Source organism: Haloimpatiens massiliensis (assembly GCF_900184255.1).
GTDB lineage: Bacteria > Bacillota > Clostridia > Clostridiales > Clostridiaceae > Haloimpatiens > Haloimpatiens massiliensis.
Genome location: NZ_LT854638.1, coordinates 90,725 through 104,796, shown reverse-complemented (window position 1 = coordinate 104,796; position 14,072 = coordinate 90,725). Strand labels below are relative to the sequence as shown.

Below are 14,072 nucleotides of genomic sequence, written 5' to 3'. Positions count from 1 at the left end.
AACCATTATTGCAAATACTTAATATATTAGACAAATAGTTTTCCAATACTATTATCAATAAGAATGCATAGCTTTATGGATATGCGAAAATTTATTTAAATGGCGTAGGAAAATATGCGATGGAATTATAGAAAGGAAGGGATACCAATTGAATAAAGTTTTTAAAATTACAGGTATGTCCTGTGCTGCTTGTTCTAGGGCTGTAGAGCGAAAAGTAGGAAAATTAGAAGGCATTAATGAGGCTTCTGTAAACCTAGCTTCTGAAAAACTCTATGTGGACTTTGATGAAAATAAATTATCTAAAGAAGATATAATTTCTGCCGTAGAAAAAGCTGGTTATGGAGCAGAAGAAGAAATTACAGATAAAAAAATAATTATAGGGATATCTGGCATGACCTGTGCCAGCTGTGCTAAAGCTGTAGAAAGAGCTGTGAATAAAATAGATGGTGTGTCTCTTGCGGAAGTTAATTTAGCTACAGAAAAATTGAATTTGCAGTATAATCCCAAAAAAGTAAGGTTATCTACCATAAAACAAACTATAATAAAAGCTGGTTATTCCCCTATAGAGGAAAAGGATGCATCAGTAGATAAGGATAAAGAGAGAAAAGAAAAAGAAATTTTAAGATTAAAAAACAATTTTATAATTTCAATTATATTCACAGTACCTTTACTTGTAATAAGCATGGGGCACATGCTAGGAATGCCCTTACCTCACATTATAGACCCTATGCATAATCCTATGAACTTCGCCCTCATACAACTACTTCTTGTAATTCCTGTAGTAATAAGAGGCAAAAAATTCTACATTGTGGGCTTTAAATCTTTATTCAGAGGTAGTCCAAATATGGACTCTTTAATTGCTATAGGAACTTCTGCTGCTATAGTTTATGGATTCTTTGCCATGTATCAAATCAATATAGGCCACATGGAATACGCAATGGATCTTTATTTTGAATCTGCAGCTACTATAATCACTTTAATAACCTTAGGTAAATACTTTGAAGCCAAATCTAAAGGGAAAACTTCCGAAGCCATTAAAAAATTAATAGGCCTTGCTCCTAAAAAGGCTATTATAATACAAGATGGAAAAGAATTGGAGATATCTGTAGACGAAGTAGAAGTAGGGGATATAATCTTAGTAAAACCTGGAGAAAAGATACCTGTGGATGGTGAAGTGGTTGATGGATTTACTTCTATAGATGAATCTATGCTTACGGGGGAAAGTATACCGGTAGAAAAGAACAAAGGTCATAAAGTCTTTGCTGCAAGTATAAATAAAAATGGGACTATAAAATTCAAAGCTTCCAAGGTAGGTAAAGATACTGCTCTTGCACAAATAATTAAATTCGTAGAAACTGCTCAAGGTTCTAAAGCACCCATTGCAAGAATGGCCGATATAATATCAGGGTACTTTGTACCTATAGTTATGGCTATAGCTTTAATATCCGGTGTGGTTTGGTTTATATCTGGTAAAGACTTAATATTTTCCCTAACTATATTTATAGCAGTTCTAGTAATTGCTTGTCCTTGCGCCCTAGGCCTAGCTACCCCTACTGCCATAATGGTGGCTTCAGGAAAAGGAGCAGAACTTGGAATTCTTATAAAATCTGGTGAATCCTTAGAGACTGCTCATAAAATAAATACCATTGTCTTCGATAAAACAGGTACTATAACAGAAGGAAAACCTAAAGTTACAGATATTTATTCAGTGGATATAAAAAATGAAGATTTACTTCTATATGCGGCATCTTGCGAAAAAAATTCAGAACATCCCTTAGGTGAAGCTATAGTAAATGCTACCATAGAAAAAAACATACCTCTTATGGATGCAAATAACTTCTCAGCTATACCTGGTCACGGATTAAAAGCTACTATAAATAGCAAATCCATACTTTTAGGTAACGAAAAATTAATGAATGATAATAATATAAATATTGAAACTTTAAAAAATAAATTAGACACTTTAGCAACAGAAGGCAAAACCCCTATGATACTTTCTATAGATGGAAAAGCTAAAGGAATTATAGCTGTAGCAGATGTCATTAAAGAAAACAGCAAATATGCAGTGAAAAAGCTTCAAGATATGGGCATAGAAGTGGTAATGATAACAGGCGATAATAAAAAAACAGCTAACGCCATAGGAAAACAGTTAGGAATAAATAGAGTTTTAGCTGAAGTTTTACCTGAAGGTAAAGCACAGCAAGTGCAAGATATTCAAAAGGAAGGTAAAAAAGTAGCTATGGTAGGCGATGGAATAAATGATGCTCCAGCCCTTGCTCAATCTGATGTAGGTATAGCTATAGGCTCCGGTACCGATGTAGCCATAGAGTCTGCAGATATAGTACTTATGAAAGATGACATAATGGATGTAGTCACTGCTATTAGACTAAGTAAATCCACCATTAAAAACATAAAAGAAAATCTTTTTTGGGCCTTTGGATATAATACTCTGGGCATTCCTGTAGCAGCTGGCTTATTAACATTGTTTGGTGGACCACAATTAAATCCTATGATAGCCGCTGCAGCTATGAGTTTTAGCTCTGTGTCAGTTCTATTAAATGCATTAAGACTTAAAAACTTTAAATAACATCCAATATGACCGTGAACTTAGGCTCCATATTCATGTTAGTAAAATTTATAAAGGCTATACAAAATAGAAATTCCTGTTTTGTATAGCCTTTTAATCTTAATTTATTATTAACTTAGCTTTCGCACATAAAATTCAAGCTCTATCAAAACTCTATATTAAATGAATAAAAGTTTTAATTTAAAATTTACAATGTAAAATAAAGGTTGAAATTCTCAGAGAATTTCTCCAATTTATATTTTATCTCATATTTTATCAAAAAATTAGAAAGTCGTGCAGCTTGCTTCGACAGTATTTTATGAGCGTTACCTATACAGTTAACTCAAGCCAGGTTGTTCCACGGCACACGAGAGGTCTTACTTACCGCTGCTTCCTTCCGGATCTGACGGGGTTCATAAGTTCTCGTTGCGTGGGACCCAGCTCTCAACGCCACTTATATAGGCCAGGCCTCACAAAATAAAGCCTCGGCAAGCATTCGACCCTGCTGTAGCGGATTGCAGGTACAGGGCACCGCTAACTCCCCGTCTAGCACGACTATGGCGGAGAAAGGGGGATTCGAACCCCCGATAGAGTTTCCCCTATACACGCTTTCCAGGCGTGCTCCTTAAACCACTCGGACATCTCTCCATGCTTATAAATTTATTTATATTCAATTGTAACATTAATGATTATACTATAATTCATATGCCTTTTCAAGTGTATATATTATGGTATATTTTTACATAAGCATTTTTAACCTTGATATGTGGTTCTTTTAATGCATAAAAAGTTTGAAACTTATTATACATGAATACATTTATAATATATCTTACTTTATTAAAAGATGTGAACAATACAGTATTATCTAAGGCATAAAAGTTATTCTAAGAATATATCTTCTAATAAGGCTATATTAAGTATTTTTATAGAGTTTTTATAGAAATCTAGTATTCCTTCTTCTTTCATTTTTATAAGCTCTCTAGAAAGGGATGGTCTTGGAATTCCCAAATGCTCCGCAGTTTCTTTTCTAGAATAAGGCAAATTAATAATATTACTTCCTTGCTTTTTATACTCATCAAATATAACCCCAGCTATTTTTTGTCTTAAAGTCTTATAAGACATATTTTTAATCTTTCTATTCAACATTAATATTTTATTAGATAAAATGCTCATAAAATTATTTAATATTTTTTCTTCCATAGAGCATAATCTTATTATATCTTCTTTACTTATAAATAATACCTTCGAACTATTTGATGACATTATAGTTGCAGGATACTTATTGGTATTTGAAAAAATAATAGCCTCCCCAAAAGTATTTCCTATGTTAAGTCTATCTATTGTTACTATTTTTCCAGAGGCATATATCTTTTGTGCCTCTACAGCACCTTCTATAACTATACCTATCTTAGAGCACAGTTCCCCTTCTGTAGCTATTACTTCTCCTTTAGAGTAACCATTAACTTTACATTCTACATCATGAAGTACTTTGCTTATTTTATCTTCATTTATGTCCCTAAATAAGTAACATGACTTTAATGTACCCAAATGTTTATCCAAATGTTTCACCTCTTTTATTTAGTACCTTAACTTCTGCCCATAAAATTTTAATGTTCAATTATCAATGAAGGTTAAAATTTCCATGAAATTTTTTCAATCACTTACGCCTCTCAATTCTCAACTCTAACTAGCTCCCAAGGGAGTTTTTTTCTTAATTGTGCATTGATCATTTGTACATTGATCATCACTCATACCTTTTGCTTATAACTATGAAAGTTCAATTAGTAACGGATGTTACAGATTTTATTATTAAATTTTAATATACTAACATTAGAGAAACAAAAGAGTTATTATAAGGAGGAAACAGTATTGAAGAGAAAAATTGTTAATATAGATGAAAAAAAATGTAATGGTTGTGGTTTATGCGTAACTGCATGCCATGAAAAAGCTATAGAATTAGTAAATGGTAAAGCAAAGCTTGTAAGTGATATATATTGTGATGGCCTTGGCGATTGCCTTCCACATTGCCCAACCGGGGCTATAGAAATAGTAGAAAGAGAATCCGAAGCTTATGATGAAAAAGCCGTAAAAGCCAGACAAAAAGAATCTCATAAGGAACCATTACCTTGTGGATGTCCAGGTACCGCAGCTAAAAGTATAAAAAGATCAGCTACTAACTCTGTAAAGTTAAATTCCATAATTAAAAATACCTCTGCTGAAGAAACACCAGTATCTCAATTAACTCAATGGCCAGTTCAATTAAGATTAATAAATACTAAGGCTCCTTATCTAGAAGGTGCAAATCTTTTAATAGCTGCTGATTGTACTGCTTATGCTTATGGAAACTTCCACAGAGATTTCATAAAAGACCATATAACTGTAATAGGATGTCCAAAGCTAGACGACAATCAATACTATAAAGAAAAATTATCAGAGATATTATCAAACAACAATATAAAAAGTATTACTGTTGTTAGAATGGAAGTACCTTGCTGCAGCGGCATTGTAAGTTCCGTTAAATCTGCAATGCTAGAGTCTAAAGTTATAGTTCCATATAGAGAAGTTATTATAGGAACTGACGGAAGAATAATTTAATTCCTATTCACCAATCCCTAATTCCCAATACTGGATTAGTCACTAGTATTCGATTAACCCCTAAGCCATAATTTCCAGTCACCAGCTTTTTAATAAGTTGTGGTTGTTTGGAAATAATGTGGGACAGTTTAAACAATGATCAATGTATAAATGATCAGTAATCAATTAAGAAAATTCCAGTGGGATTTCAACCTTTATTGATAATTAATCATTGAACATTGATCATTATTTTTTTATTCTCTATGTCCTGTAGCAAAATATGAAGATAATTGACCTGCCAAATTATTTATAGGCATAGTTTGAAGATATACCTTTCCTGGTCCTGTTAAAGTAGAAAGGAATAATCCTTCTCCTCCAAAAAACATGTTTTTGAATCCCTTTACCATAGTTACGTCAAAATGTACAGAAGGTTCAAACATAGCAATATTACCTGTATCTACTTTCAATGTTTCCCCTTGTACTAGGGAATACTCCTCTACATGTCCATCAAATTCTAAAAATACTATTCCAGGTCCTGTTACTTTCTGAAGTATAAAACCTTCTCCTCCAAACAAACCTGAAGATAATTTTTTTCTAAAATGAGTAGCTAGTGTTACTGTGCTCTCCCCTGCTAAAAATGCAGATTTTTGACATATTAAACTTTCTCCTGCTTGCAAGTGCTTTGCTACTATTTTTCCAGGAAATGAAGATGGAAACGCTATTTTACCAAGACCGCTAGTACATGTAAATGTATTTAAGAATATAGACTCGCCAGAAAAAGCTCTCCCTATTCCTCCAAAAAGTCCACCCTTCATATTTGTATCCATATCTATATTGTCACTCATCCACCCCATGGCCCCAGACTCCGAAACTACTTTTTCACCGGGATTAAGTTCACATATAACTACTGGCAAATTACTACCTTTTATTTCATATCTCATAATTATTTGCGAAATTTTTTAATCTCGCTACCTCCCTCCAATGGTATTTCTAAAGAATCTAACCTTATGCACATTCAAATAAATAATAAGTCAGTATGCTAGTCTATTTTGCGTCATACTGCGTCAGCAGAACCCACGTATAGTCCTACTAGCGGCGGAACCTGCTTCCTTGTCTGACACAAAATATACCAGCATCTTTGACTTGTTATTTATTTTCATGTACCTTACGCTTTTATACTATTATATAACATTTGTTTACTTATTAACACTATAATATATCCATCTTTCCCATACTCTGTGACAATAAAACCGCCATGAAAATTACATCCCTTGGCGGTTTTATTTTAAAAATTCTTAGATATTTCTCTCTCTAATTTCCTTATATCTTTTAATCTAAGCCTCGTTTCTTTCATTATTTCATCCACATCCTCTCCGTCTATAAGCATTTGCCTTGCTCTTTCCATAGTAGGTGTATGTGTATCTTTCATATTGTCCACTCCTTTAAATTTTTTTCTTAAACAGTGTATTTTTATCCTTAAATTAATGCCCTTTCATCATCCGAGATGAACAATGGAGTTTTTGGAGCATTTTTCTATAAAATAATACCAATGTTATTTTTCTCATATATGATAATTTTATTCATATGTAAATCATAATTCACAACTCAGTATTTATTAATAAAACCTTTTACGCATTTTTAAAAATCTCAATATTTTATTTAACATTATTTTAACGCCAAATAGTTTGTAACAACGTTTATATAATACTATAATTAAAATAACGATTTTCTGTATGATTATTAATATATCTATGCTTTAATAATAAATTTAAAAATGTATGCTGAGGAGATAAAAATGAACCTTTTACAATTTAAAAATGTCTATTATAATTCTGATGAAAAATTAATATTAAAAAATATATCTTTTAATGTGGGAAAAGATGATTTTATATCAATAGTTGGGCCTTCTGGCGGTGGCAAAAGTACATTATTAAAACTTAGTAGCCATCTGATAAGTCCCTCTAGTGGCACTATTCTATACAAAGGAAAAGACTTATTAGAGTACAATCCCATGAAATTACGACAAAATATATGCTACTGCTTTCAAACACCTTATCTTTTTGGGAAAGATGTGAAAGAAAACTTAGCATTTCCATATAACATAAGGGATTTAGATGTCGACTTCGAAAGAATTGAATATTTATTGCTACTATTTAACTTAGATAAAAATATTTTTAACAGACAAGTAGAGAAACTTTCTGGAGGAGAAAAACAACGTATATCTTTAATAAGAACCCTGCTATTTACTCCTGATGTACTTCTTTTAGATGAAGTTACCTCAGCACTAGATGCAGATAATACTCTTATTGTAGAAAAGGCAATAAAGAAAATAAATGAAGGGGGCACCACCATACTTTGGGTAACTCACAACTTAGAACAAAGTAGAAAATTTGCCAACAAAGTATTGACTATAGAAGGTGGGCAAATTAAATCCTTGGAGGTGATAAAATGAATTCTATAGCAAACTTAAATATCTCCTCGTTACTTATAGCATCTTCATTAATATTAGTATCGCTTTTTTTATCTTATTCTCAAAAACTTAATCTAGAAAAGGAAACAATTATAGGCGTAATTAGAGCCATTATACAGCTGACAATAGTAGGTTATTTGCTTAAAATTATATTTGGTCTTAAAAATCCTATTTTCACTACTTTACTTCTCTTATTCATGGTATTTAACGCCTCCTACAATGCAGCTAAAAGAGGTAAAGGAATAAAAAGTGCAATGTCTATATCATTTATATCTATATCTGTAGGCTCTTTATTTACCCTTGCAGTACTTTTAATGGCCGGAGCTATTAAATATCAACCTTATCAAATCATACCTGTAGGTGGAATGATAATAAGTAATGCCATGATATGCTTGGGATTATGTTTTAAAGAGCTAACCTCCGGATTTAAAAACAGAAGAGAGGAAGTAGAAACAAAATTAGCATTGGGCGCTGACATATTAACCTCTTCAAAGGATATAATTAGATCTTCTATTAAAACAGGAATGATACCAACAATAGATTCAACTAAAACCTTAGGTATAGTAGCTTTGCCAGGCATGATGACAGGACTTATATTAGCCGGCACTCCTCCTATTGAGGCTATTAAATTTCAGCTTATGGTTACATTTATGATGCTTTCCACCACAGCTATTTCTTCTTTTGTAGCATGTTATTTAGCTTACTCCAAATTCTTCAATGAAAGAAAGCAGTTAATACTCTAATATTATCAAATAAAGCCAAACAGGAAATACATTTATTTATAAATCCAAAACAAAATTTAATATGTATCTTGGAGTTACCCCGACCTGTTCCGCGTAAGTCTATGACTCTGAATAAATACGCTTTAATTCCTCAACATCTGTTATTGTAATGCTTTTTGCGTTATATTCAATTAACCCTTTTGACCGCATTTTATTTAGCTCACGTGACAGTGATGGACGCTGGATTCCAAATTTTTCAGACAACTCTTTTTTAGATAGGTTCAAAAAAATAGTTGTACTTTTTTGAATTCTATACTCATATAGCAAAAATTCAATAATGCATCTCCTAATGGACTTTGTTGACAGCGTCTTGATCTTACCACTAAGAATTAATGTTTTATCGGAAAGTGATTCAAGGAAATTTTGCAAAAACCTATCATTATGGCATAAATATAGAATCAGCTGCTTGCTTAAATGTAGAATTTCAGTATCGTATTTCGTGATAATCGTCAATGGATAAGTATTATTACGTGAAAATAATAAATTTTCTCCGACAGAATCCCCAACTGTAAAATTGCATATAACAGACATATCCCCATTTGTGTCAATTTTTTGAATTTGAATCTGTCCATTTAAGACAATGTCAACACCTGTACAGCATTCTCCCTGAAAGTAAACGACGGCATTAGAAGAATATGCAGTTACATTAGCAGGATATTTTTTGAATATTTCACTTAATTCCTCGTAAGTTAATCCATTAAAAAGCTGCGTAGTAATCAACAATTTTATGATATGCTCAAATTTTATCATTTTTCCCTCCAAAAAGTAACCGTGGTTACTCTTTTTTTCTGAGCTTTATTATAATATAAAAAATAAGATAAAGCAAATACACGAGATATAAGAAGGGGGATTATTAGAATGAACGACATACAACATAAGCAAATTGAATCAGTAAATTCTATACTAAGTAAAGAATTTTCTGATATGTCTATGTCTTATTTTTTGAATGTATGGAAAGAGTATTGGAATAAAAAAATCAATTCAGATATTCCTAATATTGTTGTTATAGATACGGGTATACCAGATATTTATATACGTGCCTTAAACATAAACACACATTACATTTTTGGGGGGGTATATCAGGGTAATTCTGCTGTGCAGGAAGTATTTCCTCAAATTTCCGATCCTATTATTAAATCAGCATTTAGCTTACTAGTTTCGGAATATAACCCTCAGGAACAGCAGTTAACGGTGGTGATGCCTGTGCACAATATTACCGCCCGTAAAGCTTTGCCGTTTCTGTCGGAGGCCAAGTTTAACGTCCTTTCTACAGAGCAAAACATATTTCTTTCAAAAGAAATTTCTGATCAATTTATTGATGAACAGAACGAAGTATGGTACACATTGCAACAGGCTGTTCAAAAAGCTGTTCCTGCAAAAGAATTGCTGCAATATGCCGAAGCAATAACCTATGCATACCATGCGTTAGTAAAACTGGAGGAATCAAGCTGCCCTACATTTATTACATCCTTCATTCGTCAGACTTATTATATGGTGTCTGATTTGGAGAAATGGAGTATAGAGGTTGAGCATCTGGCAGAAAGGTATCCTAAAAATCTTAAAAGCTCATTGTTGCTTCTTACTGGCTCACCAATTTTGTTTCCAAATACGAAGCTGCTTTCTATTCTTCAAAGTTTGAGCCTTAAAAAATATCAAAACCATTGTGCTATTCCAAAGCCCTGTAATTATGATACTTTATTAAATTCAAAAGGTTTGCCTGTAAATTTATTGTACAACCAATTACATGAAATCCATTATCAAGCGGTTAAACAGGATATTAGCCATACCTTTTCTGTTAGCGCAGCAGAAATAAAACATAGTAACGGGGTTATTTATCATTTATTAAAAGGGCAGTTATTCTATGCTTATGAAGCGGAACAAGTAGAAAAAATATGTATTGATAATGGTATTCCCTTTGTTTTAATAGAAACAGATTACACGGATACCGACACCGAACAAATAAGAATAAGACTTGAGGCTTTTGCGGAACTGCTTAGGCAGCCATCTGCAAAGTAGCACGAAATAGAAAGGGAGTGTTTATATGTATCATCAATTAAAACAAGCTAATTTACGCTTAAATATTTACGCAAAGAAGCATCTACCGCCCAATGCAATAAAGCGCTTGCGGACTGCTGCTGTAGTAATTGCCCTATTGTCTTTGATTGTTTTTAAATTAAAGCAGGGGTTTAGAAACAAAAATGTTATGTCCCTGCGAGCAAAGACAGGGTATTCGCTTTTTTCAATGCTAAGCGTTATAGCAATTGCCGCGCTGACCGCTTTTACTGTCTATATTTCATACCAAAGAAAAAGAAAAGTAATCCGAGAACTGCCTATATTAGGACAGGAGGTAAAAAAATGAAAAATAACAAAATTACCTTATCTCGCTTCCTATGCTTGCTGATTGCCGCCCTCTTTTTCATATTTTGGATTAAGGGATTTAGCATAGTTCTTCTCTTGGTAAGCCTTGCTTTCACCTTGCTGTTCGGGCGTTTATGGTGCGGCTATATCTGCCCGTTAGGTTTTTATCAAGAACTTTTATCCCGTATCAGAAAGAGATTTCGTTTGCCGTCCATACACCTTTCTCCAAAAACAAAAGGTATTTTAAAACCGATAAAATACCTAGTACTGGCAGGATTTATTGCCAATGCCGTTGTATTGGGAGTCAGGCCTATTATTTATCTTCGACCTGACCTTGCGATAGCCAGCCCAAACCTCAAAATATGGGATATTGTTCTTATGGGAATTATCACAGGATTTTGCTTTTTCAATGAACGCTTTTTTTGTAAAATCTGCCCGCTGGGTACCTTAAGAGGGTTCGCAAATAAAATCAGCATGGGTAAAATTAAAAAGAAAGGATCAGCATGCACCCATTGTCGAGCTTGTTACGAGAATTGTCCTATGGATATTAAGGAAATTTTTGATGACAGAAGCAAAACAAATTTTGTTCATGCCGATTGTATCTACTGCATGAAATGTATTGAAGCCTGTCCTGAACCGGATGTGCTTTCCTATACCGTAGCCGGTAAAAAGCTCTTATCATCAAAGAGAAAGATTAAATAGGAGGTGCCAATATGAATGAAAAAGCATTAGAAAGATTTAAGCGAAACGTAGTGCGTATTTCCAGTGGTACATTGAATCAACTGGATAATGCGAACGACTTGCAGGAGATGACTTATTTTACAAATATACTTAAAAACACTTTTACAGACTTCTCTGAAAATCCAAACACCTATATAGGAAGCTATTGCGTAATGGTGCCGGATGAATTGATATATGCCTTTGGCTATACACCCATGCGATTATGCTCCGGACACAATGTAGCAGCAATGCTTGGAGATGAATTGGTACCAAGAGATGCCTGTCCAGTTATAAAGGCATCAGTAGGATTTCAATTTATGAATATTCTGCCTATCTACAAGCAATGTAAAGCTGTGATTTTGCCACTCACCTGTGACGGGAAAAAAAAGAGTGCTGATATTTTGGCAAAAAAATTGCCAGTTATTCCTCTGCCGATTTCTACAAATAAATCTGTGAAAGGGTTTGATGATGATTATAAAAATCTAATTGCTCTCACCAAATCCTTGTCCAGTCTTACAGGCAGAAAACTGTCCAATAAAAAGTTAATAAAAGCTTATAAAATGATTCGGGAAGCACAAGATGAGGTTTATCTACTGACTCAATTGCTTGCCGCTGATCATCCTCTGCTAAAAGGTAGTCAATTTTTTGCGATTGTTAACAGTTACAATTATGCCAACATTGAAGAATGGACGATGCAACTCAAAAAACTGAACCAGATACTGATTCGTAAAAAAGAATCAATACCCATAGCAAAGCGTAAAAAGGTCAGAGTTTTTTTAGCCGGCTCACCGATTATGTTTCCTAACTTTAAAATACCGTTTTTGCTTGAAAAACTTGGAGCTCATATTGTAGGTGATGAAACCTGTATGTCGGGAAGAATGCTTTATGATCCAGTTGTGCCGGATAATTACAGCACAGATGGTATTTTAAGAGCGTTAGCAGCACGGTATATTTCAGCATGCACTTGTCCTGTCTTTGAGCAAATGGACGATGCTATGTTGAAATTAGGGGAACGAGTGAAACAAACTAAGGCAGAGGGAATTATCTACCATGTTCTTCGCGGGTGCACACCTTATGATTTTGAATTGTCAAAAGTTGAAAAACTAGCACAAAAGTATAATATACCAGTTTTAAGGATAGAAACAGATTTTTCTATAGAGGATTTGGAGCAGGTCAAAATAAGATTGGAAGCATTTATAGAAATGCTTGAACAAAGGAGGTAATAGAATGAATTACTATTTTTTGGGAATGGATGCAGGATCAACTTACTTAAAGGCGGCACTGATAAAGGACGAAGAAATAATCTCCACAGCCGTACTGCCCACTGGGATAGACTGTGAAAAAACCGCTGAAACACTCATGAATAACATCTATACAGAAGCCGGTATTAATCAAAATCAAATTAAAGCAATTACTGCTACTGGCTACAGCCGACGAAATATTGAAGTCGCCGATAGTACAATTTCTGAAATAACCGCCCATGCCAAGGGGGTGAAACTAACATCCCCTTCTGGAATATGTCCTCGTCTTTTAATCGATATTGGGGGGCAGGACAGCAAAATTATAAGCCTTAATGCTGACGGACAAATTATCAATTTTACAATGAATGATAAATGTGCTGCCGGTACCGGAAAATTTTTAGAAGTGGTTGCTGATTTGTTGGAAACCTCAATTGATCAAATTGCTTCTCTAGCTAAAAAAAGTGAAAACCCCTGTCAAATCAATAGTACCTGTGCAGTTTTTGCACAAACAGAAGTCATTTCTCTTTTAGCACAGAAAAAAAGTCGTAACGACATTTTGGCAGGAATGCATCGCTCCATGGCAAACCGTATAGCTAAACTTGCCAGAAAATATAAATCCAACGGAGATATTTTGATGACCGGGGGCGGTGCTAAAAATGAAGCCCTGCGTTTAGCTTTGGAGGATGAATTATTGTGTGATATCCATGAAGCAAATTATCCTCAATTTAATGGAGCTATAGGTGCCGCTTTGATCGGAAAGCAAAATTATGAAAAAAATAAAACCCTAAATGATTAGTGTTTTCGATGTCAATCAGTGATTGCGGTAAAACTCACCTGCCAAAGAAAAAACGACACTTTAGCGGTTCTTTCCCTATGCCTAAACTATTTGAAGAAACCCTCCAAACCCGTGAAGTTTGGAGGGTTTTCTTATGTGTTCGTCTATACAGTTCACACCGCTGTGTATTGTTGCAGCGACATTAACGCCCTCCAAAGAGAGCGTAGAAGGCTGAAAAAAAGGAAAAACCTGTTGCAGACATTAACCGCAAACAGGCTCATGGCAGAGGCGGTGAGATTCGAACTCACGTGCCGATTGCTCGACAACCTGATTTCGAGTCAGGCTCGTTATGGCCACTTCGATACGCCTCCATATTTTATTTTAATGCACCAAGCCAGCGTAGAAGTTAAAGCAAGTGACCGAGTGGATTTCAAGTGATGCACCTTCGACCTCTCGGACAACTCTCCAAAATTATTACTCTAATATTCAGTTTAATTTTATCACAAAAGTTTGCCTTTATCTAGCCACTTTAATTTTTAACTTAATTTTCAAATGGAAGGTTAACAGTTCTTTATTACCTTAATTT

General features: G+C 34.0%; 13 protein-coding genes, 2 tRNA genes and 1 other RNA gene. 9 read left to right on the top strand and 7 right to left on the bottom strand.

The window, feature by feature from the left end; genetic code table 11:
* The first annotated feature begins 148 nt into the window (after positions 1 to 148).
* Complete coding sequence (locus C1715_RS05325; RefSeq protein WP_102399574.1) at positions 149 to 2,587, top strand: heavy metal translocating P-type ATPase; 2,439 nt, start codon at positions 149 to 151, stop codon at positions 2,585 to 2,587.
* 271 nt (positions 2,588 to 2,858) lie between these two features.
* Here the strand turns inward: C1715_RS05325 and ffs are convergent.
* The 3 genes from ffs to C1715_RS05310 form a co-directional block, all read right to left on the bottom strand.
* An RNA gene (ffs, locus tag C1715_RS05320) (signal recognition particle sRNA large type) lies at positions 2,859 to 3,121 on the bottom strand.
* Positions 3,122 to 3,124: 3 nt separating this feature from the next.
* Positions 3,125 to 3,214 (bottom strand) — tRNA-Ser (locus C1715_RS05315).
* A 231-nt stretch (positions 3,215 to 3,445) separates the two neighbouring features.
* Positions 3,446 to 4,126, bottom strand: a complete 681-nt coding sequence (locus C1715_RS05310; protein ID WP_035293348.1) for a Crp/Fnr family transcriptional regulator — start codon at positions 4,124 to 4,126, stop codon at positions 3,446 to 3,448.
* 309 nt (positions 4,127 to 4,435) lie between these two features.
* Between C1715_RS05310 and C1715_RS05305 the strand changes: the two genes are divergently transcribed.
* A complete protein-coding gene (locus C1715_RS05305) occupies positions 4,436 to 5,161 on the top strand; it encodes an ATP-binding protein (RefSeq protein ID WP_035293347.1) in 726 nt (241 codons plus the stop codon).
* Between the two features lie 233 nt (positions 5,162 to 5,394).
* Here C1715_RS05305 and C1715_RS05300 read toward each other — a convergent pair whose 3' ends face one another.
* Both C1715_RS05300 and C1715_RS19305 read right to left on the bottom strand, forming a co-directional pair.
* Positions 5,395 to 6,081 carry a TIGR00266 family protein gene (locus tag C1715_RS05300; protein ID WP_035293346.1) on the bottom strand — a complete coding sequence of 229 codons (687 nt, stop codon included), beginning with the start codon at positions 6,079 to 6,081 and terminating at the stop codon, positions 5,395 to 5,397.
* A 344-nt stretch (positions 6,082 to 6,425) separates the two neighbouring features.
* A complete protein-coding gene (locus C1715_RS19305) occupies positions 6,426 to 6,569 on the bottom strand; it encodes a hypothetical protein (protein ID WP_180964001.1) in 144 nt (47 codons plus the stop codon).
* A 366-nt stretch (positions 6,570 to 6,935) separates the two neighbouring features.
* Here C1715_RS19305 and C1715_RS05295 point away from each other — a divergent pair, with 366 nt between their 5' ends.
* A complete protein-coding gene (locus tag C1715_RS05295; RefSeq protein WP_035293345.1) occupies positions 6,936 to 7,592 on the top strand; it encodes an ABC transporter ATP-binding protein in 657 nt (218 codons plus the stop codon).
* The gene (locus tag C1715_RS05290; RefSeq protein ID WP_035293344.1) at positions 7,589 to 8,353 is read left to right on the top strand and encodes an ABC transporter permease; all 765 of its coding nucleotides are present in this window, start codon (positions 7,589 to 7,591) and stop codon (positions 8,351 to 8,353) included. Before C1715_RS05295 ends, C1715_RS05290 begins: the two co-directional genes overlap by 4 nt.
* Before the next feature lie 99 nt (positions 8,354 to 8,452).
* On the opposite strand, the gene C1715_RS05285 is transcribed toward C1715_RS05290, so the two are convergent.
* On the bottom strand, positions 8,453 to 9,142 hold the full coding sequence (locus C1715_RS05285) for a Crp/Fnr family transcriptional regulator (RefSeq protein ID WP_035293343.1): 690 nt from the start codon (positions 9,140 to 9,142) through the stop codon (positions 8,453 to 8,455).
* A 108-nt stretch (positions 9,143 to 9,250) separates the two neighbouring features.
* On the opposite strand from C1715_RS05285, the gene C1715_RS05280 reads away from it, so the two are divergent.
* From C1715_RS05280 to C1715_RS05260, 5 genes are read left to right on the top strand one after another with little or no spacing between them, the layout of a single operon-like run.
* Positions 9,251 to 10,408, top strand: a complete 1,158-nt coding sequence (locus C1715_RS05280) for a 2-hydroxyacyl-CoA dehydratase (protein WP_035293342.1) — start codon at positions 9,251 to 9,253, stop codon at positions 10,406 to 10,408.
* Between the two features lie 25 nt (positions 10,409 to 10,433).
* A complete protein-coding gene (locus tag C1715_RS05275) occupies positions 10,434 to 10,751 on the top strand; it encodes a hypothetical protein (protein ID WP_035293341.1) in 318 nt (105 codons plus the stop codon).
* Complete coding sequence (locus C1715_RS05270; RefSeq protein WP_035293340.1) at positions 10,748 to 11,452, top strand: 4Fe-4S binding protein; 705 nt, start codon at positions 10,748 to 10,750, stop codon at positions 11,450 to 11,452. The genes C1715_RS05275 and C1715_RS05270 overlap by 4 nt, the downstream gene beginning before the upstream one ends.
* Before the next feature lie 11 nt (positions 11,453 to 11,463).
* Positions 11,464 to 12,693, top strand: coding sequence for a 2-hydroxyacyl-CoA dehydratase subunit D (locus C1715_RS05265; protein ID WP_102399573.1), 1,230 nt, complete (start codon positions 11,464 to 11,466; stop codon positions 12,691 to 12,693).
* Positions 12,694 to 12,697: 4 nt separating this feature from the next.
* Complete coding sequence (locus tag C1715_RS05260) at positions 12,698 to 13,507, top strand: acyl-CoA dehydratase activase (protein WP_035293338.1); 810 nt, start codon at positions 12,698 to 12,700, stop codon at positions 13,505 to 13,507.
* Positions 13,508 to 13,766: 259 nt separating this feature from the next.
* On the opposite strand, the gene C1715_RS05255 is transcribed toward C1715_RS05260, so the two are convergent.
* A tRNA-Ser gene (locus C1715_RS05255) sits at positions 13,767 to 13,857 on the bottom strand.
* Positions 13,858 to 14,072: the final 215 nt, after the last annotated feature.